Here is a 22,719-nt window from a genome sequence, read left to right on the forward strand (position 1 = left end):
CCGTCACACGCCACTGCCGCCACCGCGCGGCGCGGAAAGGAACGCACCGATGAACAAGTCGATACGCAACAGAGTCCTCACCGGGACGGCACTCGCCCTCGCGGTGTCCACTGTGCTGACAGCCTGCGGAGGCGAGGACTCCGCCTCCGACGCCCCCGACGCGAAGGCCGAGGGCACCGCGAGCGCCACGCCCGCCGCCGCGGTCAGGAACCCGCTGGTCGCCACCTTCGACGGCGGCCTGTACATCCTGGACGGCGAGAGCCTCGAGCTCACCAGGACGATCGAGCTGCCCGGCTTCAACCGGGTCAACCCGGCCGGGGACGACGCCCACGTCGTCGTCTCCACCGACACCGGCTTCCGCGTGCTGGACGCCGCCGAGCAGGCCCTCACCGACATCGAGTACAAGGGGGCCAAGCCCGGCCACGTCGTACGTCACGCGGGCAAGACCGTGCTCTTCACCGACGGCACCGGGGAGGTCAACGTCTTCGACCCCTCGGACCTGAGCGGTGGCGAGAAGCCGGAAGGACGCACCTACACATCCGCCGAGGCACACCACGGCGTCGCCATCGAACTGGCCAACGGCGAGCTCCTCAGCACCCTGGGCACCGAGGAGAAGCGGACCGGCGCGCTGGTGCTGGACAAGAACAACAAGGAGATCGCGCGGAACGAGCAGTGCCCCGGCGTCCACGGTGAGGCGGCCGCCCGGAACGAGGCTGTCGCCGTCGGCTGCGAGGACGGCGTCCTGATCTACAAGGACGGCGGCTTCACCAAGATCGACGCCCCCGACGACTACGGCCGCATCGGCAACCAGGCCGGCAGCGACGCCTCCCCGATCCTCCTGGGCGACTACAAGACCGACCCCGAGGCCGAGCTGGAGCGGCCCACCCGCGTCTCCCTCATCGACACCGAGAAGAAGAAGCTGCGCCTGGTCGACCTGGGCACCAGCTACTCGTTCCGTTCGCTGGCCCGCGGTCCGCAGGGCGAGGCTCTCGTCCTCGGCACCGACGGCGCCATCCATGTGATCGACCAGGACAGCGGGGAGATCGAGAAGAGGATCCCCGCGGTGGGCGAGTGGCAGGAGCCGCTGGACTGGCAGCAGGCCCGGCCCACCCTGTTCGTCCGTGACCACACCGCCTACGTGTCCGATCCCAGCGAGAAGGCCCTGCACGCCATCGACCTGGAGACCGGCAAGAAGGTCGCCTCCGTCACCCTGCCGGAGAGCACCAACGAGCTGTCGGGTGTCGTCGCGGGACACTGACTGCGCGCTCCGCCCCCACCGCGACCTGAAGGGCGGCGGGGGCGGAGCGTACGCCACGTACCGCCTCACGGCCGGACCGCAGTCAGCGGCCGCCCGACCAGAAGCGGCGTCCGGGTGCCGGACCGGCTTCGCCGGCAGCCTGCGGCGCGGTGCCGGGCACCAAGCCAGGCCGAAGCCGTCCCCCGGCGCCTTCGCCCGCCCGCTTCGACGGCTTCACGCAGGGGCCGTGGCTCCGCGGGCGACCCCGGTGCCGTACGGGTGGCGCCGATCGAGCGGTGGCCGGGGCCGCCTCCCGGGCCGGCTCATCCGACGACCGCGGCCCGCACGCACAGCACGTCCGGCAGGTGCGCGGCCAGCTGCCGCCAGCTGTCCCCGTCGTCGGCCGACGCGAACACCTCGCCGTTGCGGTTGCCGAAGTACACGCCCGCCTGCTCCGCCTCGTCGGTGCACAGCGCGTCGCGCAGCACCGTGCCGTAGTGGTCCTCCTGGGGCAGTCCCGCCGTGAGCGGCTCCCAGCTCCGGCCCGCGTCCGCCGTGCGGTACACCCGGCAGCGGCGGTTGGCCGGGACCCGGTCCGCGTCGGCGTTGATCGGGAAGACGTACGCCGTGTCGCCGCGGTGCGGATGGGCGGCCACCGCGAAGCCGAACGTGGACGGCAGGCCCTCGCCGATGTCCGTCCAGTGCCCGCCCGCGTCGTCGCTGCGGTACACACCCCAGTGGTTCTGCAGGTACAGCCGGTCCGGTGCCGCCGCGTCCCGTGCGACCTTGTGCACGCACTGGCCGAACTCCGGGTCCGGGTCCGGCAGGAAGACCGCGGAGACGCCGGAGTTGGACGGTGCCCAGCTCGCACCGCCGTCGGCCGTGCGGAACACACCGGCGGCCGAGACGGCGACCGTCACCGACCGCGGGTCCCGTTCGTCGGTGAGCACGGTGTGCAGCCCCTCGCCGCCGCCTCCCGGTACCCACTGGGACCGCGTGGGGTGCTCCCACAGGGGGCGGACCAGCTCGAAGCTCTCGCCGCGGTCCTCCGAGCGGTACAGCGCGGCCGGTTCCGTGCCCGCGTAGACCACGTCCGGCTCCGCGGCGGCCGGGTGCAGCTGCCACACCCGCTCCAGCGAAGCACCGGTCTCCTTGGGGAACTTGACGGCCGGCTGCGCCGGTTCGGTCCAGGTGCGGCCCAGGTCGTCGGAGTGGAACACCGACGGGCCCCAGTGCGCGCTGTCGCCGCCGGCCAGCAGCCGCGGGGTGTCGCGGCGGGTGTCGAGGGCGACCGAGTAGACGGCCTGTGCGTTGAAGTAGGGACTTTCGTCGAACTCCCAGGTGCCACCCCGCCGGCGCCCGATGAACAGTCCCTTGCGGGTGCCCACGGCGAGCAGTACCTCGGTCATGCCGATCACCTCCGCGGCGTCGTCGTCGACGCCTTCGTCTCGGACACGGGCCAGTCTGCACCCCGGCACTGACAGTCACCTCTGGAAAGGGTGTCGCCGCAGGTCAGGACGTGGTGTCGGATCCGGCGAGAGGTCCTCGCGCAAGCCGTCGGGCCCGCGCCGGGCAGCGCCCGCGCCGGGCAGCGCCCGCGCCGGGACGCTGCCGGAGCCGGAGCCGGCAGCTCACCGAGCCTCGCGGAGGCGTCCGGCTGCACCCCGTCGGCCCGCCCCGCCCGCCGCCCGCCGTGCTCGGCGGGGTGGCCGGGCGCCGTTCCTCGCGCCCCGGCGGGCCGGCCCACCGCCCTCGCCGCCGTCGTCCGCCACCTGCCGCCGACCGCTCCTGCCCCCTGAACCGCTCCCGTCCCACCGGCCGGGCACGCAGCTAGGGGACGCCCGTACGGAGCACCAGCGGGAGCGAGCAGACCGGAGAGGTCCGGGTGCGGGGCACCCGGACCTGGAACGACGGCGTCGACCCGCCGTCAGCCGCCCGTCCGCCGCGTCACTTGTAGGTGATGTCGGACGACGAGTACTTGCAGTGCGTGCCGTCGGGGCCAGAGCCGTTCGAGTCCGGCTCGTCGCCGTCGTCGTTGCCGATGTACTTCTGGCACGGGACGATCTTCTTGCTGCTGTCTCCGACGATCGTGATGTTGCGCAGGGTGGCGCTGTCGCCGTAGTTGGTGTTGATGCCGACGATCCGGCTTCCCTTCCAGCCGACCTCGATGCTGTTGAGGTTGATCGTCCGCTTGTACTGCGTCGAGCAGTTGCCGCAGGAGCGGATGAAGGTGCCGAAGTTCTTGACGGCGAAGCCGGAGACGTTCAGCGTCCCGGCGCCGTTGAACTGGAACACCTTGTCACTGGCTTCCTTGGCGCCCCCGCCGGAGACGGTGTAGACGTTCGACGACGAGGAGCCCCGGAAGGTCGCCGCGTCCTCGCCGACGTCCTCCCACCAGACGTTCTGCAGGGTGCAGCTGCCCTTGCAGTGGATGCCGTCCGCGGCGGGGGCGCCGATGATCACGTTCTTGAGCACGGCGCCGGGGGCCAGTTCCAGGATCGGGCCCTGGTCCTCGTCCTGGCCGCCGGAGCCCAGGTCGCCGGTGCCGTAGAGGCGCTTCATCCCGTAGTCCTTGGTGCCGGAGACCGGGATGGTGGAGGAGACTCCTTGGCTGCCGTTGGGGGTCGGCCAGGTGGCGGCTTGCGCCGAGGAGGCCCCGGAAGTCATGAGCATGCCAACCGAGAGGCCGAGTGCGGCCAGCGCGCCGGTCGCGGCGCGCAACCGCGTGCGGGGGTGTGTCGCAGCAGTCATGTTCTGATCCCTTCCGTAGGGAGTGGGGGTGGAACGGAACATGTACCTGAACGTTGTGCGTCATGCTGTCCGGTGTCGCGAACGCGGTGCGGCCACTGCACGGCCGTGGTGGGGCACCGCGTTCGCGACGGGTCATGCTGATGAACGGACCGTAGAGGGCAAGCGCTTTCTAGTCAACGCTTCGCACGAGGAGGTCCCGACTCACATCCCCCAGCCGTACTGGTCCGGCATCCGGGCGTCCTCGCCCAGCTCCCGCGCCGCGTGCTGGGCCCAGGACGGGTTGCGCAGCAGTTCCCGGCCCAGCAGTACCGCGTCGGCCTCGCCGTTGGCCAGGATCTTCTCGGCCTGCTCGACGTCGGTGATGAGGCCGACGGCGGCGACCGGCATGGTGCTCCCGGCCTTCACGCGCGCGGCGAACGGGACCTGGTAGCCGGGCCCGGTGGGGATCCGGACGCGCGGGACGTTGCCGCCGGTGGAGACGTCGAGGAGGTCGATGCCGTGCGCCCGGAGGTCGTGGGCGAACCGGACGGTGTCGTCGGGCGTCCAGCCGCCCTCCTCCAGCCAGTCGGTCGCCGAGACACGGAAGAACAGCGGCTTGTCGTCGGGCCACACCTCCCGCACGGCGTCGACGACTTCGAGGGCGAACCGGGTCCGGTTCTCGTACGAGCCGCCGTAGGCGTCGGTGCGGTGGTTGGAGTGCGGCGACAGGAACTCGTGGATCAGGTAGCCGTGGGCGCCGTGGATCTCGACGATCTCGAAACCGGCCGCGAGGGCCCGGCGCGCGGCGTCCGCGAACTGGCGGACGACCTCCTGGATCTGCGTGACCGTCAGTTCGGTCGGCACCGGGTGCCGCTCGTCGAAGGCGAGCGCGCTCGGGGCCACCGGCTGCCAGCCGTGTGCGTCCGGGCCCACCGGCGCCCCACCCTTCCACGGCTGTGCGGTCGACGCCTTGCGGCCCGCGTGGGCCAGCTGGATCGCCGGAACCGTGCCCTGGGACCGCAGGAAGTCCGTGATCCGGCGGAACGCCTCGACCTGGGTGTCGTTCCACAGGCCGAGGTCCTGCGGAGAGATGCGGCCCTCCGGCGACACGCCGGTGGCCTCGACGACGATCAGGCCGGTGCCGCCCACCGCGCGCGCACCGTAGTGCGCGAAGTGCCAGTCGCCGGGGACTCCCGCCAGCGGGCCCTCCGGTGCGGCGGAGTACTGGCACATCGGCGGCATCCAGACCCGGTTCGGGATCGTGGTGTCACGCAGCTGGAGGGGCTGGAAGAGGGCGCTCATGAGGGGCTGCTCCCGTGGTCGCGGCTGGACGGAACAGCTCGTACGATAACTCTCGTAGTACGCCGTGTGTCAAACTACGATGCCCTTCGTACAATGGAACCCGACGGAGTCCTCCCGAACGGTGGGACCCGCCCGGACGAAACTGGAGCCGCCGTGACACCCGCCGCCATCGCCGTCGGTACCCGAGACCTGCCGCACCCGGCGCGCGAGGAGATCCGGCTGGAGGGAGTGCTGCACGCCCTCTCGGACCCGGTGCGGTTGCGGATCGTGCGGGATCTCGCCGCCGACAGCGACGAGCTCTTCTCCTGCTCGTACTTCGACCTGCCGGTCACCAAGTCCACCACCACGCACCACTTCCGGGTGCTGCGCGAGAACGGGGTGATCCGGCAGACCTACCGGGGCACGGCCAAGATGAACGGCCTGCGCAGGGGTGACCTGGACGCCCTCTTCCCGGGTCTGCTCGACGCCCTGCTGGCCGCCGCGGCCCGTCAGGCCGCCCGCCTCGGCGCCGGCTGACGGCGGACGAGGGCGGACGTGCTCAGGGCGTCGCCGTCCGCGCCGCGGCCAGCAGCGACTCCCAGTCGGGCAGCTTCACCACGTGCCGCCCCAGGGAGGCTCCGAGTGCCGCCTCGGCCCGTTCGATGGCCCGCCACCCGGTCCACTCGACCGGCTCGACCCCCTCGGTGCGCAGGACCCGGAGGGGGTCCGCGGGGAGGTCCCGGCCCGCGAGTGCGGGGGCGTCCGCCAGCAGGGAGGTCACCGTCTCCTTCGCGCAGGGACGGTTGGTGCCGATGACGCCGGTGGGGCCCCGCTTGATCCAGCCGGCCACGTACTCACCGGGGGCGACGGCGCCCGCGCGCACGACGCGCCCCGCCCGATGCGGCACCGTGCCGCTCGCCGCGTCGAAGGGCAGCCCTTCCAGCGGCACCCCCCGGTAGCCCACCGACCGCAGCACCAGCCGGGCCTCGATCTCCTCGTACCGGCCGGTGCCCGTCACGCCGCCGCGCCCGTCCGGCGCCGTCCGCTCGAAGCGCACGGCGCACACGTGCCCGTCGCCGTCCGCCGTCAGTTCCACCGGGCGCAGGAAGAAGCGCGGCCGGATCCGGCGGGCGGCGTCCGGCTCGGCCTGCCCGGCCCAGCCGCGCAGCACCTCCACATTGCGGCGCTGCGGGCCGGGGAGCTGCGAGGGGTCCCGGTACGCGGGGTCCAGTGCCAGCTCCGCCGGGTCCACCACGACGGCGGTGTCCGGAAGGGTGCCCAGCTCGCGCAGCTCCTTCGTCGTGAAGCGGGCCTGTGAGGGACCGCGCCGGCCCACCATGTGCACGTCGGCCACCTGCCCGGCGGCGAGCGCGTCCAGCGCCGGCTGCGGCATGTCGGTGCCGCTGAGCTCGGCCACCGCGCGGACCAGCATCCGCGCCACGTCCACGGCGACGTTGCCCACGCCGATCACGACCGCGGACCGCGCCCCGCGCAGGAAGCCGCCGTCCACGGCGTCCGGGTGGGCGCTGTACCAGGAAACGAACTCGGTGGCCGACCAGCTGCCCGGCAGGTCCTCGCCGGGGATGCCCAGCCGTCGGTCCGTGGCGGCGCCCACGCAGTACACCACCGCGTGGTACAGCTCCCGGAGCCGGGCCGAGGGCACGCCCCCGGGGCCGACCGGGACGCCGCCGAGGAACCGCACCCGCTCGTGCTCCAGGACCGTGCGCAGGGTGTTCTGGAGCGACTTGATCTTCTCGTGGTCCGGCGCCACGCCGTACCGCACGAGACCGTACGGGCACGGCAGACGGTCCAGGACGTCCACGGACACATCGGGGTCGAGCTGGACGAGGCTCTGGGCGGTGTAGCACCCGCTCGGTCCCGAGCCGACGACGGCGACACGCAGCACGGCGGAACTCCTTGTCCAGGAGGCGGATGGTCCGGAAGTCGGAGAGGGTCGCTGGTTCTCCCAGCATCCCACCGCCTCCGCTCCGCTGACAGGGTGCTGCGCCCGGTGAACGGCACGTGTTCTGCGCGTGTTCTGTTCTTATGGAATGTGATCATGCGGTTACGTAGGGTGTGTGCTCGAAGCATCCTTCGTTGATCGTTCTCTTCAGCTTTCCGACCGCTGTCCGGACGACGGTCAGATGTCCGTGCGGCACACCTGGGCGGTGCGCGAGGGCGGCACCACCACCTCGTGGTTCGACGTGCGGCTGACGTTCGCCGACGGCGCCCGGGTGGACGCGCTCGCCGTGCTGTCCGGTCGGGACGTGCGGGTCGAGGACGTACGCGCCGAACCGCCGTTGTCCCTCGACGACCTGGCCGTGCTCGCCGAGTGGCTGGATCACCCGCTCTTCGAGGCCTGCGTGCCGGACTCCGCCCGTGCCGTACCGGCCGCGTCGCGGCGTGCCCGCCCCGCGTGGCCGGGCGGCAGGGAAGGGCGCAGGCTTCTCGCGCAGGAGTACCGGGCGGCCCGGGAAGAGGGCGGCGACCCGGTCCTCGCGGTGATGCGCGCGACCGGACACAGCAGGCGGAGGTCGCTCAGGCTGATCGGCCAGGCGCGCGACGAGGGCTTTCTGGCCCCGCGTCGAGCCCGGCGCCGGAACGCTTCCGGGGAGCCGTCACAGCATCCCGCGCATCCGTGAGATCTCGCTCGTCTGCTGGGCGACCACGTCGTCGGCCATCTCCTCGACCTGGACGTTGTTGCCCTGCGACTTCACCTCCGCGGCCATGGTGATCGCCCCCTCGTGGTGAGTGATCATCAGGGTGAGGAAGAGCTGGTCGAAGGCCTTGCCCCGCGACGCGCGCAACTTCTCCAACTGGGCCTCGGTCGCCATCCCCGGCATCGCTGCGTGGTCGTGTTCGTGCCCGCCGCCCGTCTCCTTCTCGCCGTGGTTCTTCAGCCATCCCCGCATCGCCGTGATCTCCGGTCCCTGAGCGGCGGAGATCCGTTCGGCAAGCAGTTTGACCCGGCCCGACTCGGCGTGCTTCGGGACGAGTTCGGTCATCTCCAGCGCCTGGGCGTGGTGCTGGATCATCATCCGCGCGTACGAGACGTCCGCCGCATTGGGGGAGTCGTCGTCGGCGCGCTGCTCCTCGGCGTCCTCGGCGGACAGTGTCCGGTTGCCCTCGCCCGGTTTGCCCGGGGCGATCACCGAAGGTCCGGCCGCGGCCGCCGACCCGGTGTCCGAACCGGAGTCGCAGGCCCCGAGCACGAGCACGGCCAGTGCGGTCAGTGGGGCCGTGAGCAGCCAGGAACGGGACGGCGAGGGGCGAAAGGGCACAACAACCTCCTGTGGCTGGGGCTACCCCTCCGGGGGAGGGTGCGGGACACCTCGTGGGGTGTCATGACCGTCCTAGCACGCTTCCGCGTGTCACTGATCAGAAAACTTCATTGCGAGCCTGTTGCCCTCTGTTGGTATGAGCATGCCGAAGACGATACTGCGGGTTGCGTGAGCCGTTCCGTCGGAACGGACGTAGGGAGGAAAACAGTGATCCTGTCGAGCGACCCGCGAACGCGGCGCAGACGCCTGGGAGTCGCGGCGGCCGCCGCCGGTCTCCTGTCCGCGCTGCTCACGGCCGGCCCGGCCGTGGCCACCCCTGACCCGGGGGACGGCCCGGCGACGTCGAAGGAGGTGTCCAAGAGCGCACGTGCCGAAGTGCGCGACGCGATCGAGAGCGGGGAGATACCCGGCCAGGACGAGACGGTCCACTCCGACAACATCGAGCACCTGGCCAACATCCCCAAGGACGCGCTGCCGGGCACCAACTCGGACCTGGCCTTCCAGGGCCGGTACGCCTTCGCCGGCAACTACGACGGCTTCCGCATCTTCGACATCGGCAACCCGAAGAAGCCGAAGACCGTCGCCCAGGTCCTGTGCCCCGGCTCGCAGAACGACATCTCCGTCTCCGGCGACCTGCTGTTCCTGTCGACCGACTCCTCGCGCAGTGACAGCAGTTGCAACAGCACCACGCAGCCGGCGACCGAGAAGTCCTCCTGGGAGGGCATGAAGGTCTTCGACATCAGCGACAAGCGGAACCCGAAGTACGTCGCCGCCGTCGAGACCGCCTGCGGCTCGCACACCCACACGCTGGTGCCCGAGCGCAGGAACGTGTACATCTACGTCTCCTCGTACTCGCCGAACGCCGCCTACCCCGACTGCCGGCCGCCGCACGACGGCATCTCCGTCATCAAGGTGCCGCGCAAGGCCCCCGAGCGCGCGGCCGTCGTGGGCTTCCCGGTGCTGTTCCCCGGTGAGGGCCCCGACGGCGGCGGCAACCCGGGCGGGCCCACCAACCCGGGTGTCTCCAAGACCACCGGCTGCCACGACATCACCGTCCTGCCCTCGAAGGACCTGGCGGCGGGTGCCTGCATGGGCGACGGCATCCTGTTCTCCATCAAGGACCCCGAGCGCCCGAAGGTCATCGACCGGGTCCAGGACAACGTCAACTTCGCGTTCTGGCACTCGGCGACCTTCAACCAGAAGGCGAACAAGGTCGTCTTCACCGACGAGCTGGGCGGTGGCGGCGCCGCCACCTGCAACGCGGAGATCGGCCCGAACCGCGGCGCCGACGGCATCTACGACATCGTCGGCAGGGGCGACCACCGCGAGCTGGTCTTCCGCAGCTACTTCAAGATCCCCCGCCACCAGGCGGACACCGAGAACTGCGTGGCCCACAACGGCTCGCTGATCCCGGTCAAGGGCCGCGACATCATGGTCCAGGCCTGGTACCAGGGCGGCGTCTCCGTCTGGGAGTTCACCGACTCCGAGCGTCCGAAGGAGATCGCCTACTTCGAGCGTGGCCCGCTGACCACGGACGGCGTCACCACCGGCGGTTCCTGGTCGGCGTACTACTACAACGGCTACATCTACTCGAACGACATCGCCAAGGGCTTCGACGTCCTGAAGCTCAGCGACCGGCGCACCGACCCGGCCAAGCGGGTCCACCTGCGTGAACTCAACACGCAGACGCAGCCGGACTACTTCGGCTGAGCCCCCCGGCCGGTCCGGTCGATCCCGTCCGTCCGACCTGTCCGACCTGGCTGCTCCGCCCGGCCCGTCTGATCGGTCCGATCGATCGGGCCGGGCCGGTCGGCCAGGCCGGCCGGGTTCGGCGGGTCGGTCCGGTCGGCCGGGCCCGTCCGGACCGGCGTGCCGGGCACACCGGTCGCGAAGAACCGCGACAGATCCGCGTCGCACGTCCCGTCGGGCGCCTCGGCGTCCGGCGGGACACCCAGCTCCCACTCCAGCCGGTAACGCCTGAACAACTCGGCGCGCAGCACCGGCACGGGCATCGGCACCCCCGGCACCAGGGCGGCGAACACGGCGCCCATCAACAGCGCGCGCAGCATCGGGTAGTCGCGGTCGACGTCCCGTGAGCCGTGACGGGCCACGGTGTCCCGCAGCAACTCCGCCAGCCGCCGCTGCTCGGGGCACGGCACGAAACCCACCTCGGCCTGGAGCAGGCCCGCCATGTGCTGGCGCATGAGCACCGGCCGGTCGCGGGCGAGGCCCAGGATCGCGTCGATCGCCCGCGCCATCCGCTCCGGACCATCGGCGGTGCACGGCTCGCGCTCCAGCGCCTCCTCCAGCGTGCGGTGCATCAGCCGGTGCACGGCCGACTGCAGCAGTTGCCGCTTGCCGGGGAAGTAGTACGAGACCAGACCGCGCGCAGAGCCCGCCCGGTCGGCGATGGCGCCCAGCGTGGTCGCGTCGTACCCGTGCTCGCCGACGAGCTCCACCGCGGCCTGCAGGAGCCGCTCCTTCGAACGCCGTCGCAACTCTTCATTGACCGAGGCGCTGCGCGGGGACATGCTGTACTCCTGCGTTGACTGGCTGCCAGCCAACTATACTCGGCGCAGGCGGACGGGCCCCTTGGCGGGCCTGTTCCGGATACCGTCTGCCTCGGGCGACACGGGGGATCGTCCGAGGCGGACGGAGGCCCCACTGGTTGCCTCGGGCTACCCGCAGCGCGTTCGCGCCGTCCGGCGGCGCCTCGCCGTCCGAAGCTGTCCGGACCGTCCCGGCCGGCCCGGGGCGGAAAGCCGCGGTCCGGCAAGGCCGCGGTCCGGCACCGGCGGGCGCCGCGCGCGGCCGTCCGCCCGTGTGGTCACGGGTACCGGCGGCGGTGGACCAGTACCGCCAGGGCCACGACCAGGGTGCCGAGGAGCCAGCCGCCGACGACGTCGGTGGCCCAGTGGACGCCGAGCCAGACCCGTGTCACGCCGACGCCGGCCACGGAGACCAGGGCCACGGCCAGGGCGGTCAGGCGCAGGGAGCGGGCGGCGCCGTAGTAGTGGAGGAGCCAGACCAGGAGGCCGCACACGAACGTGGCGGTCATGGCGTGGCCCGAGGGGAAGGCCGCGTAGTGCGCGGAGTCCACGGGATCGGGCCAGACCGGGCGGGCGCGGTCCACCGCCGCCTTCAGAGCCTGCTGCGCCAGACTGCCCAGCAGACAGGTCGTCCCCAGCCACACGGCCGTCCACCGGTCCCCGTGACGGAACCACAGCCACAGCACCACCACCGCGCACAGCAGTCGCATCGTCCACGTGTCCCACACCCAGTCGGTGAGGATCCGCATGGCGTGCGTGATGCCCGGTTCGTCGACCGCCCAGCGGTGCGTCGTGCCGGCGAGGTCGTCATCCAGGCCGATCAAGGGGTGCCACTCGAGGGCGACCAGGGTGAGGAGCAACGCGGAGCACACGGCCAGTCCCCAGGTGACGCGGAGGGCCGTGCGGGGCTGCGGTGGACCGGGCGGGGAGTGGACAGGCGGCGTCTGCATGCTGCGATACTCGCGGAACCAGAGGGTCCGGGGCCAATCTCCGGGGCGCTCTCCGGGGCGGAAGGGCGGCGAGGGGCTATCCCAGCGCCCGCAGCCCCGGCACGAAGGCCACCAGTACCGGCACCACCGGGACCAGCGCGGCCGCCGCCGTCAACCGCAGCCGCCGGGCCGCCGTCAGCCGGTTCGGCGCGGTGAGCAGCCGGTGCACCCGCTGCGGGACGTGCGCCTGTGCGGTGGGGCACGGGCCGAACACGCCCCGGTCCTCGTTGAGTTCGACCAACGCCAGGGCGGTCGTCAGCCGGCCGAAGCGGCGGGAGGCCACGTCGTCGGCGGCGAGTTCGACCAGGCGGTGCATCTCGTCGCGGAACGCGGCGAACACCGGGACCTGCGGAAACCCCTCCGCCAGGGCCGCCGAGCAGTGCAGCAGCCAGTCGTGCCGCGCCCGCGCGTGCCCCTTCTCGTGGGCGAGTACCGCGTCCAGTTGCCGGCCCTTGAGGCGGCGCAACGCGGCGGTGGTCACCACCAGTTGCGGAGGAGAGCCGGGCAGCCACCACGCGTCGGGCCGGTCGCCCTCCAGGACGACGAGCGGCGCCGAGCCGGGCACCTCGCCGGGCAACACCGGCGCACGCAGGAGGAGTTCGGCCCGGCGCCGCCGACGCCCGGCCCGGGCCCGCACGACCTCCCGGGCCAGCATCGCCAGGCTCCACAGCCCGCCGCAGGCCAGGGCGACGGCGGTGGTGTCCGCCCAGAGACCGGAGGTGCCGAGCGCGTAGGCCTCGACCACCGGGCCCGGCGCCGTCGCGAAGACGGGCCCGCCCACCGCGTGCCAGGCCGCCGCCGCACTGAACGTCATCGACAGCGCGCAGCACACGAGCACGGCCGCCACCACGCACTGCCACACCCACAGGGCGACCACCGGTTCCCGGTCCGGCCAGTCGGCCCGGGCGAGCAGCCTGGGGGCGAGCACGGCGGTCAGGGCGCCGAGCAGCAGCAGTGCCGCGGGGAGAATCATGGGGGCAGCCTATGAGCGTCGCGCTCCCGGCAGTACGGCCCGCCGCACAAAGTGACGCAGGCAACGGTTGCGTACGGGGTGTCCCGGGTACGCGTCGGGGCCGTCGAGGTCACGCGGTCGCCCTCGTGCGACCGCCGGGTGTCGGCCGACCACCGTCGTGCGACTGCCGGTGTACACGGGGCCGGCGTGGTGCGGCCATCCGGTGGCCACTGGCCGACGCGATGCGGCCGCCGGTGGTCACCTGGCCGGCGTGGTGCGGCCATCCGGTGGCCACTGGCCGACGCGATGCGGCCGCCGGTGGTCACCTGGTCGGCACGGCGCGGCCATCCCGTGGTCACATGGCCGGCAGCATGGCCAGCATCGCGATCCCCATGGAGAGCCGGCAGGCCCGCGCCAGCTCCGGCCGGTCGCCCCACCCGGCCGCAAGGCTGCCTCCGGCGCCCGGGCCGCCCCCGGACGCGGCGGCGACGGGTATCAGGCGTACGCCGGTCAGGAGCACGTACCCGGTGAAGTAGAGCAGCAGACCCCCGGTCAGCACGGGGATCCCGGAGGTGCCCCGCCCGTGGGCGTGGGCGGGGGAGCCGGCCATCACCACGGCCATGTAGACCATGGCCCCGGCCCCGACGACATGGTGCAGATGGTGGCGCCCGGACCGGGCCGCCCACAGGGCGTGCAGGCCGGTGGCGCCGAACACCACCGCGTAGCCGGGCCACGCCCATCCGGGCGGGGTGAACACCGCCGTGGGCACGGCCATGGCGGCCATGCCGAACCCCATGAGGGCCTCGCCGCCCGCGGCGCGGCGCTGCTCCTCGACGCTGCTGCGCATCCGCAGCAGGCAGTAGGCGCCGGTGGCCGCGCAGAGCGCGACCAGCAGCCAGCCGGACGACGCCGGTCCGTGCACACGTGCCTCCCCGCTCGGCGCTCGACGGTCGGTCAAGGACTGCCCGGGCCGTGCGGCGCGCACGCGAGCGCAAGGGTGTACACGGGTGGTATCCGGGGGAGCGCGGGGGTGCCGTGCCTGGTGGGCGGCCGGACCGATGTCACACCCAGGGGAGTCCTTTACTGGTAAAACACCTGTTAAGGTCAATCGTATGAGCAGTGCGACCCCCACCACCGGCACCTCACTCGGCCGACGTCTGTCCCTGACCGGCGTGCTGCGCCTGCGCCGGCCCTCCGAGATCTGGTTCAAACCCGCCCTGAGTTCGGTCGCCGCCGTCGCCCCGCCCAACCTGATCCTGCTGGCGCTCGGCCGACTCGACCTGGCGATGTACACCATGGCCGGGTCCCTGTGCGCGCTCTACGCCCACAACCGCCCCTACGCCGCCAGGGCCCGCACCCTGGCGTGGGTGGTACTCGGCATGCTCGGCGGCGTCGCCGTCGCCCTGGTCACCGCCTCGCTCACGCGGAACGCCGTCGTCCTCGTCACCGTCGGCGCCCTGCTCGCCGCCGTGCAGAAGGCACTGTGCGACGCCACCCGAGTCGGCCCGCCGGGGAACGTGGTCCTGACCTTCATCAGCTCCGCCGCCCTGTTCGTCCCGCAGACCTTCGGCCAGGTCCCCGGACACCTGGCGCTGGCCGCCGCCGCGGGCGCCTGGGCCTGGCTCGTCGGCATGGCACCCGCCCTGGTCCGCCCGCACGGCCCGGAACGCCGGGCCACCGCCCAGGCCCTGAACGCCGCCGCCGCGTACGCCGACACCCGCGGCACCGGCGACGGCCACACCCCCGCCCGCGCCGCCGGGTACGCCGCCGTGCAGGCCGCCTGGCAGACGCTGCTGTCCCTCCCCGCGACGGGCACCCGCGCCACCACCCGGCACGCCCTGGAGCACCTCGTCGTCCGTGCCGAGATCGCGCTCGCCGCGCCCGCCGACACGGACCCGGAGCGGCTGCGCGCCTGGGCCCGCGCCCTGCGCGGCAGCGGCCGGATCCCCCGCACCGGCACCCCCCGGGGAGCCGCCGACGAACTCCTCGGCGTGGACGCCGAACTCGCCGCCCGCCCCACCCCCCTGTGGCAGCGGCTCGGCCCGCTGGCCCCGATCGCCGCCCGCACCGCCCTCGGCTGTGCGCTGGCCGGCTACGCCTCCCTCGCCCTCGGTATCGGCCGCCCCTACTGGGCCCTGGTCACCGCCGCCGCGCTCTACCAGGCCAACGTGGCGCTCACCTGGAGCCGTGCCGTCCAGCGCGTCGTCGGCAACATCGCCGGGGTGCTGCTGTTCGCCGCCATCGCACCGCTCGCCCACCTCGGGCAGGCCCTCCTCGTCCTGCTCTGCCTCGCCCTCAACTTCGGCGCCGAGGCGCTCATCACCCGCAACTACTGGCTCGGCAGCGTCTGCGTCACCCCGATGGCGCTGCTCATCACCGAGTTCGCCGGCTACCAGCCACCCGGCGAGCTGGTCACCGAGCGGGTGGTGGACACCCTCGTCGGCGCCCTGGTCGGCTTCCTGGCCGCCGTCGCCGTCACCAACCGGCGCGCCGGGGACCGCGTCGAACAGGCGGTGACCGCGGCCGACCGAGCCCGCGAACGCGCCGCTCGCCTCCTCGCGGAGTCCGCCCCCGCCCCCGGCGCCCTGGAGGCCGCCCGCCGGGGCCTGGCCGCCGCACTGACCGACCTGCGGGCCACCGTCGACGCGGCGGCCGGCGAATGGTGGGGGCGCGCCCTGCCCCAGGAGAGGGTCGTGCTCGCCGAGCAGTCCGGACACCGTACGCTCGCCGCAACGGTGCGACGCCAGGCAGCGCGTCCGGACCGGGAGACGGGCACGAGAACGGAGGACGTACGGCCATGACCGCAACCGACGGGGGCTCGGCGACCGAGGGCGACGAGAGAGGCGGACCGGGCGGTGACACCGTCGCCGCGGTGGTGAGGCAGTGGCGGGCCGTCCACCCCGACCTGGACACCGGCCCGATGGAGATCATCGGCCGTATCAACCGCTGCGCAGCCCTCCTCCAGCAGGCCGAGGACGCCCCGCTGCGCCGGGCCGGCCTCAGCCGCTCCGAGTTCGACCTGCTCGGTGCCCTGCGCCGCACCGGACACGAGCTCACCCCGGGCGACCTGGCCCGCGAGACCTTCTCCTCGGGCGCCGCCGTCACCAAGCGCCTCAAGCAGCTCACCGAGCGCGGACTGGTCGAGCGGCGCGGCGACACCCGCGACCGCAGGGTCGCCCACGTCCGCCTCACGGAAGCCGGGCGGGACCTCGTCGACGGCATCCTGCCCGAACAGCTCGCCTACGAGTCCGCCGTCCTGTCCGGCGTCGACGGCCCCGAGCAGGACGCGCTGGCCGCGCTCCTCGGGGCACTGCTGGGCAGACTGGAGGGCCGCCTGGACGCCCTGCGGATCTGACCTCCGGTGCGGTCCGGTATGCGGAGCGCGGCGCGTCGCCGCCCGCCTCGGCGTCGGCGTCCACGGTCCGGGCGCCCGCCTCCTCGGCGCCGGCCCGAAGCCGCCGCCCGGGCGGACGGGGCCGGGGCTCAGCGTTCGTCGCCCGCCCGGTACACCCCGAACATCGCGCCCTGCGGATCCCGCAGCACCGCGATGCGTGGTCCGTCGGGAGGCGACGTGGGTTCCATGAGCACGGTGCCGCCACCGTCGGTCGTGTCGACCGCGGTGGTGTCCACGTCCGCCACCGCGAAGTACGGCAGCCAGTGCGCGGGCACCTCGTGCGGGAACTTGTCGTCCATCGTCACCATGCCGCCGAAGTCGGCCCCGTCGATCCCCCACTGCGGGTAGCGGTCCGAGGGAGTGACGCTCCAGCCGAACACCGTGGTGTAGAAGTCGGCGGCCCGGTCGGGCTCCCGGGTCAGCAGCTCCACCCAGCCCAGCGAGCCGGGGGCGTTGAACAGGCCTGCTCCCGGGAACGAGCGTCCCTGCCACAGCTGGAACACCGCACCGGTCGGATCGGCGGCCACCGCGAACCGGCCCGAGTCGAAGACGTCCGTGGGGCCCTGCAGGACGGCCCCGCCGGCCGCCGTCACCTGCCGCACGGCGGCGTCCGCGTCGCGCACGGCGAACGACACGTTCCACGCGACCGGCTGTGCCTGCTGGTACAGCGGGGTCAGGGCGGCGACCGCCGCCTCGCCGAGGCGGGCGATGGTGTAGCCGCCCGCCTGCTGCCGGGAGTCCGTCTCGGGACGCCACCCGAACAGCTTGGTGTAGAACCGCTTGGCCGCCGCTGGATCGGTGGTCCCCAGCTCGGCCCAGCAGGGCCCGCCGGTCACCGGTTCGTGAAGCTTCATCGGGCGTCCTTCCGCTGAGCCGCAGACCGTCCGTCCCCCCTCGGGCACGCTACGGCCGCCTCCGGAACGCGGCCATCCGGCAGGTACCGTCCCGAGGCTCAGATCCCGGGCCGGTACCGCAGCGGATGGTCCGCGGGCACCTCCACCAGCACGATCCGGGTGCCGTCCGGGTCCGCGATCCACATCTCGACCAGTCCCCACGGCTCCTGGACCGGCGGCCGGACGATCCCGACGCCCTTCGCGCGCAGTTCGTCGTGGGCCGCCGCCACGTCCTCCACCTGGAGCCACAGCCTGAGCGCGGGGGAGAGGGGCGCTTCGGAGCGGCCGGAGACCTCCAGGAAGCCGCCGCCGAGGAAGTAGACGGTGCCCCGCTCGGGCCCGGTGCCGAACTCCCGGTGGACGGCGAGGCCCAGCTGCTCGCCGTAGAAGGCGCGGGAGCGGTCGGGGTCGGTGGGGCGGAGCAGGATCCGGCTGCTGAGTACATGCACCATGCGCCCCGAGACTACTGGCAGCGTTACTCTCATCGGTGCCCGCGCCGCGCCCGAGAACGAACCGCCGGCAAGGAACCGTCGAGAACGAACCGGAGACTGCACCACATGGACACCGCCGCCAGCCCGCTGACCTACCGCGACGCCACCGACGCGGACGTGGACGAGATCGTCGCGCTCATAGAGTCCGCGTACCGCGGGGAGTCCAGCCGGGCCGGGTGGACGACCGAGGCGGACATCCTCCATGGCCGGCGGACGGACCCGCAGGGCGTGCTGGAGGTCGTCAAGGCACCGGACAGCCGCCTGCTGACCGTCGAGCGGGACGGCGGGATCGTGGCCTGCTGCCAGCTGGAGCACCGAGGGGAGCACGCCTACTTCGGGATGTTCGCCGTCAGCCCGGCGCTCCAGGGCGCGGGCCTGGGCAAGGCGGTCATCGCGGAGGCGGAGCGGCAGGTCCGCCAGGCATGGGGGGTGACGGAGATGCACATGACCGTGATCTCCGTACGCGAGGATCTCGTCGCCTGGTACGAGCGCCGCGGCTACCGCCGTACGGGAGAGACGAGCCCGTTCCCGTACGGCGACGAGCGCTTCGGCATCCCGCAGCGCGACGACCTTCGGTTCGAGCTGCTGGTCAAGCCGCTGGTCTGACGTCGGTCCGCCGCGGGCTCAACGGTGGACGTGGGGCTCACGCGGTGAAGCGGCCGGTGCGTTTGATCTCCGGGTAGTCGGTCGTGGCGCCGTCCAGGCCCAGGGCGCGCACCAGCCGCAGATGGTCCTGGGTGTTCACCGTCCAGCAGAAGACCCGCAGGTCCGCCTTGCGGGCCCGCTCCACGATCTCCAGCGTGATCCGGTTGATGTCCAGGCACAGGGTCCCGGCCCCGGCCGCTACGGCACGGTCCACGACCTCGGGGCCGTAGTACTGCGCGACCAGCGCGGTCCGCACCCCCGGCACCAGCCCGGCGATCTCGACGATGGCCTCGTCGTGGAACGAGATCACCTCCACCCGGTCCACCAGGTCCCGCCGGCGCATCACCTCGGCGAGCGCCCGCGCGGCCGCCGCGTCCTTGATCTCGGCCTGCAACGGCACCGACACGGAGTCCAGCACCTCCTCGAAGACCGGGACCCGCTCCCCGCGGCCCGCGTCCAGCGCGCGCAGTTCCTCGAGGGTCTGCTCGGCGATCGCGCCCGTGCCGTCGGTGGTGCGGTCCACGTCCGCGTCGTGCATGACGACGAGCGCGCCGTCCTTGCTCAGGTGCAGGTCCAGTTCGACGACGTCGAGGCCGGCCTGCTCGGCGGCGACGAAGGAACGCAGGGTGTTCTCGGGTTCGACACCCATCACTCCGCGGTGACCGATGGTGAGGAAGTTCAAGGCTCGACTCGCTTCCGTCGACGGCGGCGATATCAGGGGCGCAGCCTAACGGCCCTGCGGGACCGTTTCCCCTCTGCCGCGCCTGGTATACGGAGTCCGGCATCCCGCAGGAAAAAATGCGGCGAACCGCAGGGTCGGGCAGGATAATTTGCGGAGGCCCCCCTTGCTGGGAGAAACCTCGTATGCATACGGTGTCCTGACGTGAGCTTCTCCTGTGGAGGATGGGACATGACGGAAATTCTTGTGCAGGTGGGTTCGGAGGAGAACATTCCTCCGGCAGGCAGGGTGGTGGAGCACCCGGCGTGGCCCGTGCTCAAGGATGCCGTGGAGCGGATCCGGCCATGGCAGTCCAAGGACGGGTCGATCGACTTCGACGCCGAGGGCGCCCCGGAGCGGGCCGCCGCCGAGGACGCCGTACGCCGCGTCGCCGGCGCCGTCGAGGAGCTGTCCCCGCTGCTCCCGCACGACCGCGCGTACCACGAGGCGCTGGTGAAGGACCTGGGCCGCTGGTCCGACGGCGGGTTCGAGGTGCCCGACTTCCTCGACTCGCTGCTGGCCTTCCAGCCCGCCGCGAACCGCGCGGACGGCCTCCAGCACCTGGTCGTCTTCCCGATGTACACGCAGAACGGCAACCCGGACCGCAACCTCGAAGCGGTCGTGCTGCGCATGGTCTGGCCCGACTGGCTGGCCGAGCTGGAGCGCGCCCGCTACGACAACCCGCTGTTCTGCGGCATCACCTTCGAGGACTTCACGGCCGGCTACGACACCAACTCCGCCGTGCTCTTCCCGGAGACCATCGCCGTGCGCGAGGCGCCCGAGCGCTTCTCCTGGGGCGGCATCTTCTGCGACCGCGAGGCCGCCCGCTTCCGCCGCGTCACCGAGGCCGCCGTCGGCATCCTGGGCCTGGAACTGCCCGAGGACGTCGCCGCGATGGTCCACGACCAGAAGCGCTGCGAGGAGGCCTTCGTCCTGTGGGACATGGTCCACGACCGCACCCACAGCCACGGCGACCTCCCCTTCGACCCGTTCATGATCAAGCAGCGCCAGCCGTTCTGGATGTACGGCCTGGAGGAGCTGCGCTGCGACCTCACCGCCTTCAAGGAGGCCGTGAAACTGGCGGACGACGGTGTTCCGCAGGCCCGCGACGTGCAGTACGCGGTCCTGTTCGACCGGATGTTCCGCTTCCCGGTCACCGGCGAGCGCGTGCGCAACTACGACGGTCTGGGCGGCCAGCTCCTCTTCGCCTACCTGCACAAGCACGACGTCGTGCGCTGGACCGACAACAAGCTCTTCATCGACTGGCAGCGCGCCCCGCAGGTCACCAACCAGCTGTGCGCCGAGATCGAGAAGCTGTACCGGGACGGCATCGACCGCCCGAAGATCGTGCACTGGTTCGCCGGGTACGAGCTGGTCTCCACCTACCTCGCCCCGCACCCGGGCTCGAAGTGGGCCAAGGGCCCCGACGCCCTTGACCTGACCCTGCCGCCGCGCAAACTCGTCGATGACGTGCTTCCGGACGAGTTTCCGCTGAGCATGTTCTACGAGGCACTGTCCAAGAAGCTGAAGAACGTGATCGCCTCGACCCGGGGCATCACGGCGGACGGCGCCGAGCGGGCCGCCGCGTGAGGGACGGCGGCACAGGGGAACAGGCCGGGCGGGTACCGGCTCAGGCACAGGCACAGGCTCAGGAGGCGAGGACCATGGGGAACGGGGCGCTCGACGGCGCGGTGATCGCGGTGGCAGGGGCGGGCGGGCCCGCCGGACGGGCCGCGCTGCTGCGGCTCGCCGAGGCGGGTGCGACGGTCGTCGGCTCCGACAACGACCCCGAGCGGCTGGCGGAGGCGGTCGACGCGGCGCGCTACGCGCACGGCGGTGCCGCGGTCACCGGCGAGAAGGTGGACCTGCTCGACCTCGGCACCACCCGGGCCTGGGCCGACCGCATCGAGAAGGACTTCGGACGGGTCGACGGGCTGGTCCACCTCGTCGGCGGCTGGCGCGGCAGCCAGACCTTCACCAAGACCGACCTCGGCGACTGGGACCTGCTGGAGAAGCTGCTGATCCGCACCGTCCAGCACACCTCCCTCGCCTTCCACGAAGCGCTCCAGCGCAGCGACCGCGGCCGCTACGTCCTGATCAGCGCGGCCGGCGCGAGCAACCCCACCGCGGGCAACGCCGCCTACTCGGCCGCCAAGGCCGCCGCCGAGGCGTGGACGCTGGCCATGGCGGACTACTTCCGCAAGGCGGGGGGCGAGCAGGGGCCGACGTCGGCGGCTGCGATCCTGGTGGTCAAGGCGTTGGTGCACGACGCGATGCGCGCCGAGCGCCCCAACGCGAAGTTCGCGGGCTTCACGGACGTCAAGGACCTGGCCGAGGCGGTCGCCGGAGTCTGGGAGAAGCCCGCCGCGGAAGTGAACGGAAACCGTCTGTGGCTGACCGAGAAGCCGTGAACCCCCCGAAGACCGACGCGCGTCGCCACCACGACCCCGAGGTCCGGGGTTTCGCCAGTGACAACTACGCCGGCGCGCACCCCGAGGTGCTCGCCGCCCTGGCCCTGGCCAACGGCGGGCACCAGGTCGCGTACGGCGAGGACGAGTACACCGAGAACCTCCAGCGGGTGATCCGCAGCCACTTCGGCTCCGGCGCCGAGGCGTTCCCGGTCTTCAACGGCACCGGCGCCAACGTCGTCGCGCTCCAGGCGGTCACCGACCGCTGGGGCGCGGTGATCTGCGCCGAGAGCGCGCACATCAACGTCGACGAGGGCGGCGCCCCCGAGCGCATGGGCGGCCTGAAGCTGCTCACCGTCCCCACCCCCGACGGCAAGCTCACGCCCGACCTGATCGACCGGCAGGCGTACGGCTGGGACGACGAGCACCGTGCCATGCCGCAGGTCGTCTCGATCACCCAGAGCACCGAGCTGGGCACGCTGTACACGCCGGACGAGATCCGCGCCATCTGCGAGCACGCCCACGCGCACGGCATGAAGGTGCATCTGGACGGCTCCCGGATAGCCAATGCCGCCGCATCCCTGGACGTGCCCATGCGCACGTTCACCAACGCGGTCGGCGTCGACCTCCTCTCGCTCGGCGGCACCAAGAACGGCGCTCTGTTCGGCGAGGCGGTCGTGGTCCTGAACCAGGACGCCGTGCGCCACATGAAGCACCTGCGCAAGCTGTCCATGCAGCTCGCCTCCAAGATGCGCTTCGTGTCGGTGCAGCTGGAGGCGCTGCTCGCCAAGGACCTGTGGCTGCGCAACGCCCGCCATTCCAACGAGATGGCCCAGCGCCTCGCCGAGGGTGTGCGCGCCGTGCACGGTGTGGAGATCCTCCACCCGGTGCAGGCCAACGCGGTCTTCGCCCGGCTGCCGCACGAGGTGAGCGAGCGCCTGCAGAAGCGGTTCCGCTTCTACTTCTGGGACGAGGCCGCCGGCGACGTGCGCTGGATGTGCGCCTTCGACACCACCGAGGACGACGTCGACGCCTTCGTCGCCGCCCTCAAGGAGGAGGCGGCGCGCTAGCCGCAGCCTCCCGGGTCATGCATAGGTATGCGATCACCTGGAAAGTCATTGACTGGCGGGTGATCGCGTTCCTATGCTCTG

Annotated in this window: 21 protein-coding genes and 1 pseudogene; 10 read left to right on the forward strand and 12 right to left on the reverse strand. The window is 72.4% G+C overall.

Translation table 11 applies throughout. From position 1 onward, the window contains the following. Positions 1-49: 49 nt before the first annotated feature. Positions 50-1,258: a zinc metallochaperone AztD gene (aztD, locus tag ACP4IX_RS09595; RefSeq protein WP_426555256.1), complete on the forward strand. Its 1,209-nt coding sequence runs from the start codon at positions 50-52 to the stop codon at positions 1,256-1,258. Positions 1,259-1,560: 302 nt separating this feature from the next. Here aztD and ACP4IX_RS09600 read toward each other — a convergent pair whose 3' ends face one another. The 3 genes from ACP4IX_RS09600 to ACP4IX_RS09610 form a co-directional block, all read right to left on the reverse strand. Continuing rightward, positions 1,561-2,715 carry a WD40/YVTN/BNR-like repeat-containing protein gene (locus tag ACP4IX_RS09600; protein ID WP_426555257.1) on the reverse strand — a complete coding sequence of 385 codons (1,155 nt, stop codon included), beginning with the start codon at positions 2,713-2,715 and terminating at the stop codon, positions 1,561-1,563. Positions 2,716-3,184: 469 nt separating this feature from the next. Next, entirely contained in the window at positions 3,185-3,988 is an 804-nt protein-coding gene (locus ACP4IX_RS09605) for a pectate lyase (RefSeq protein ID WP_426555258.1), read from the reverse strand. Positions 3,989-4,189: 201 nt separating this feature from the next. Next, the gene (locus ACP4IX_RS09610) at positions 4,190-5,269 is read right to left on the reverse strand and encodes an NADH:flavin oxidoreductase/NADH oxidase (RefSeq protein ID WP_426518122.1); all 1,080 of its coding nucleotides are present in this window, start codon (positions 5,267-5,269) and stop codon (positions 4,190-4,192) included. 153 nt (positions 5,270-5,422) lie between these two features. Here ACP4IX_RS09610 and ACP4IX_RS09615 point away from each other — a divergent pair, with 153 nt between their 5' ends. Beyond that, a complete protein-coding gene (locus ACP4IX_RS09615; protein ID WP_426518120.1) occupies positions 5,423-5,785 on the forward strand; it encodes an ArsR/SmtB family transcription factor in 363 nt (120 codons plus the stop codon). 22 nt (positions 5,786-5,807) lie between these two features. Here ACP4IX_RS09615 and ACP4IX_RS09620 read toward each other — a convergent pair whose 3' ends face one another. Continuing rightward, positions 5,808-7,154 carry an FAD-dependent oxidoreductase gene (locus ACP4IX_RS09620; protein ID WP_426518118.1) on the reverse strand — a complete coding sequence of 449 codons (1,347 nt, stop codon included), beginning with the start codon at positions 7,152-7,154 and terminating at the stop codon, positions 5,808-5,810. Between the two features lie 238 nt (positions 7,155-7,392). Between ACP4IX_RS09620 and ACP4IX_RS09625 the strand changes: the two genes are divergently transcribed. Further along, complete coding sequence (locus ACP4IX_RS09625) at positions 7,393-7,890, forward strand: DUF6214 family protein (RefSeq protein WP_426518116.1); 498 nt, start codon at positions 7,393-7,395, stop codon at positions 7,888-7,890. Here ACP4IX_RS09625 and ACP4IX_RS09630 read toward each other — a convergent pair. After that, entirely contained in the window at positions 7,867-8,529 is a 663-nt protein-coding gene (locus ACP4IX_RS09630) for a DUF305 domain-containing protein (RefSeq protein ID WP_426555259.1), read from the reverse strand. The genes ACP4IX_RS09625 and ACP4IX_RS09630 overlap by 24 nt on opposite strands. A 207-nt stretch (positions 8,530-8,736) precedes the next feature. Here ACP4IX_RS09630 and ACP4IX_RS09635 point away from each other — a divergent pair, with 207 nt between their 5' ends. Then, entirely contained in the window at positions 8,737-10,239 is a 1,503-nt protein-coding gene (locus tag ACP4IX_RS09635; protein ID WP_426518112.1) for an LVIVD repeat-containing protein, read from the forward strand. 146 nt (positions 10,240-10,385) lie between these two features. On the opposite strand, the pseudogene ACP4IX_RS09640 reads toward ACP4IX_RS09635, so the two are convergent. The 4 genes and pseudogenes from ACP4IX_RS09640 to ACP4IX_RS09655 all read right to left on the reverse strand — a co-directional run. Further along, positions 10,386-11,060: pseudogene (locus tag ACP4IX_RS09640) on the reverse strand (TetR/AcrR family transcriptional regulator); the annotation flags it as partial. Positions 11,061-11,356: 296 nt separating this feature from the next. Beyond that, positions 11,357-12,028 carry a phosphatase PAP2 family protein gene (locus ACP4IX_RS09645; protein WP_426555260.1) on the reverse strand — a complete coding sequence of 224 codons (672 nt, stop codon included), beginning with the start codon at positions 12,026-12,028 and terminating at the stop codon, positions 11,357-11,359. Between the two features lie 76 nt (positions 12,029-12,104). Next, entirely contained in the window at positions 12,105-13,040 is a 936-nt protein-coding gene (locus ACP4IX_RS09650; protein ID WP_426555261.1) for a M56 family metallopeptidase, read from the reverse strand. 334 nt (positions 13,041-13,374) lie between these two features. Beyond that, the gene (locus ACP4IX_RS09655; protein WP_426518106.1) at positions 13,375-13,941 is read right to left on the reverse strand and encodes a DUF5134 domain-containing protein; all 567 of its coding nucleotides are present in this window, start codon (positions 13,939-13,941) and stop codon (positions 13,375-13,377) included. Positions 13,942-14,131: 190 nt separating this feature from the next. On the opposite strand from ACP4IX_RS09655, the gene ACP4IX_RS09660 reads away from it, so the two are divergent. Further along, entirely contained in the window at positions 14,132-15,820 is a 1,689-nt protein-coding gene (locus ACP4IX_RS09660) for an FUSC family protein (protein WP_426518104.1), read from the forward strand. Continuing rightward, a complete protein-coding gene (locus ACP4IX_RS09665; RefSeq protein WP_426518102.1) occupies positions 15,817-16,374 on the forward strand; it encodes a MarR family winged helix-turn-helix transcriptional regulator in 558 nt (185 codons plus the stop codon). The genes ACP4IX_RS09660 and ACP4IX_RS09665 overlap by 4 nt, the downstream gene beginning before the upstream one ends. Before the next feature lie 128 nt (positions 16,375-16,502). Here ACP4IX_RS09665 and ACP4IX_RS09670 read toward each other — a convergent pair whose 3' ends face one another. Continuing rightward, a complete protein-coding gene (locus ACP4IX_RS09670; RefSeq protein ID WP_426518100.1) occupies positions 16,503-17,267 on the reverse strand; it encodes a VOC family protein in 765 nt (254 codons plus the stop codon). Between the two features lie 98 nt (positions 17,268-17,365). Next, positions 17,366-17,758: a VOC family protein gene (locus tag ACP4IX_RS09675; protein WP_426518098.1), complete on the reverse strand. Its 393-nt coding sequence runs from the start codon at positions 17,756-17,758 to the stop codon at positions 17,366-17,368. A 105-nt stretch (positions 17,759-17,863) separates the two neighbouring features. Between ACP4IX_RS09675 and ACP4IX_RS09680 the strand changes: the two genes are divergently transcribed. Then, positions 17,864-18,403: a GNAT family N-acetyltransferase gene (locus tag ACP4IX_RS09680; RefSeq protein ID WP_426518096.1), complete on the forward strand. Its 540-nt coding sequence runs from the start codon at positions 17,864-17,866 to the stop codon at positions 18,401-18,403. 37 nt (positions 18,404-18,440) lie between these two features. Here the strand turns inward: ACP4IX_RS09680 and ACP4IX_RS09685 are convergent, their stop codons facing one another. Next, the gene (locus tag ACP4IX_RS09685; protein ID WP_426518094.1) at positions 18,441-19,124 is read right to left on the reverse strand and encodes a glycerophosphodiester phosphodiesterase; all 684 of its coding nucleotides are present in this window, start codon (positions 19,122-19,124) and stop codon (positions 18,441-18,443) included. 228 nt (positions 19,125-19,352) lie between these two features. Between ACP4IX_RS09685 and ACP4IX_RS09690 the strand changes: the two genes are divergently transcribed. From ACP4IX_RS09690 to ACP4IX_RS09700, 3 genes are all read left to right on the forward strand, one after another. After that, a complete protein-coding gene (locus ACP4IX_RS09690; RefSeq protein WP_426518092.1) occupies positions 19,353-20,750 on the forward strand; it encodes a DUF6421 family protein in 1,398 nt (465 codons plus the stop codon). A gap of 74 nt (positions 20,751-20,824) precedes the next feature. Next, on the forward strand, positions 20,825-21,571 hold the full coding sequence (locus ACP4IX_RS09695; protein WP_426518090.1) for an SDR family NAD(P)-dependent oxidoreductase: 747 nt from the start codon (positions 20,825-20,827) through the stop codon (positions 21,569-21,571). Further along, positions 21,568-22,638: a threonine aldolase family protein gene (locus ACP4IX_RS09700; RefSeq protein ID WP_426518088.1), complete on the forward strand. Its 1,071-nt coding sequence runs from the start codon at positions 21,568-21,570 to the stop codon at positions 22,636-22,638. Before ACP4IX_RS09695 ends, ACP4IX_RS09700 begins: the two co-directional genes overlap by 4 nt. The last annotated feature ends 81 nt before the right edge of the window (positions 22,639-22,719 follow it).

The sequence above is a fragment of the Streptomyces sp. WG5 genome, from assembly GCF_049974565.1.
GTDB lineage: Bacteria > Actinomycetota > Actinomycetes > Streptomycetales > Streptomycetaceae > Streptomyces.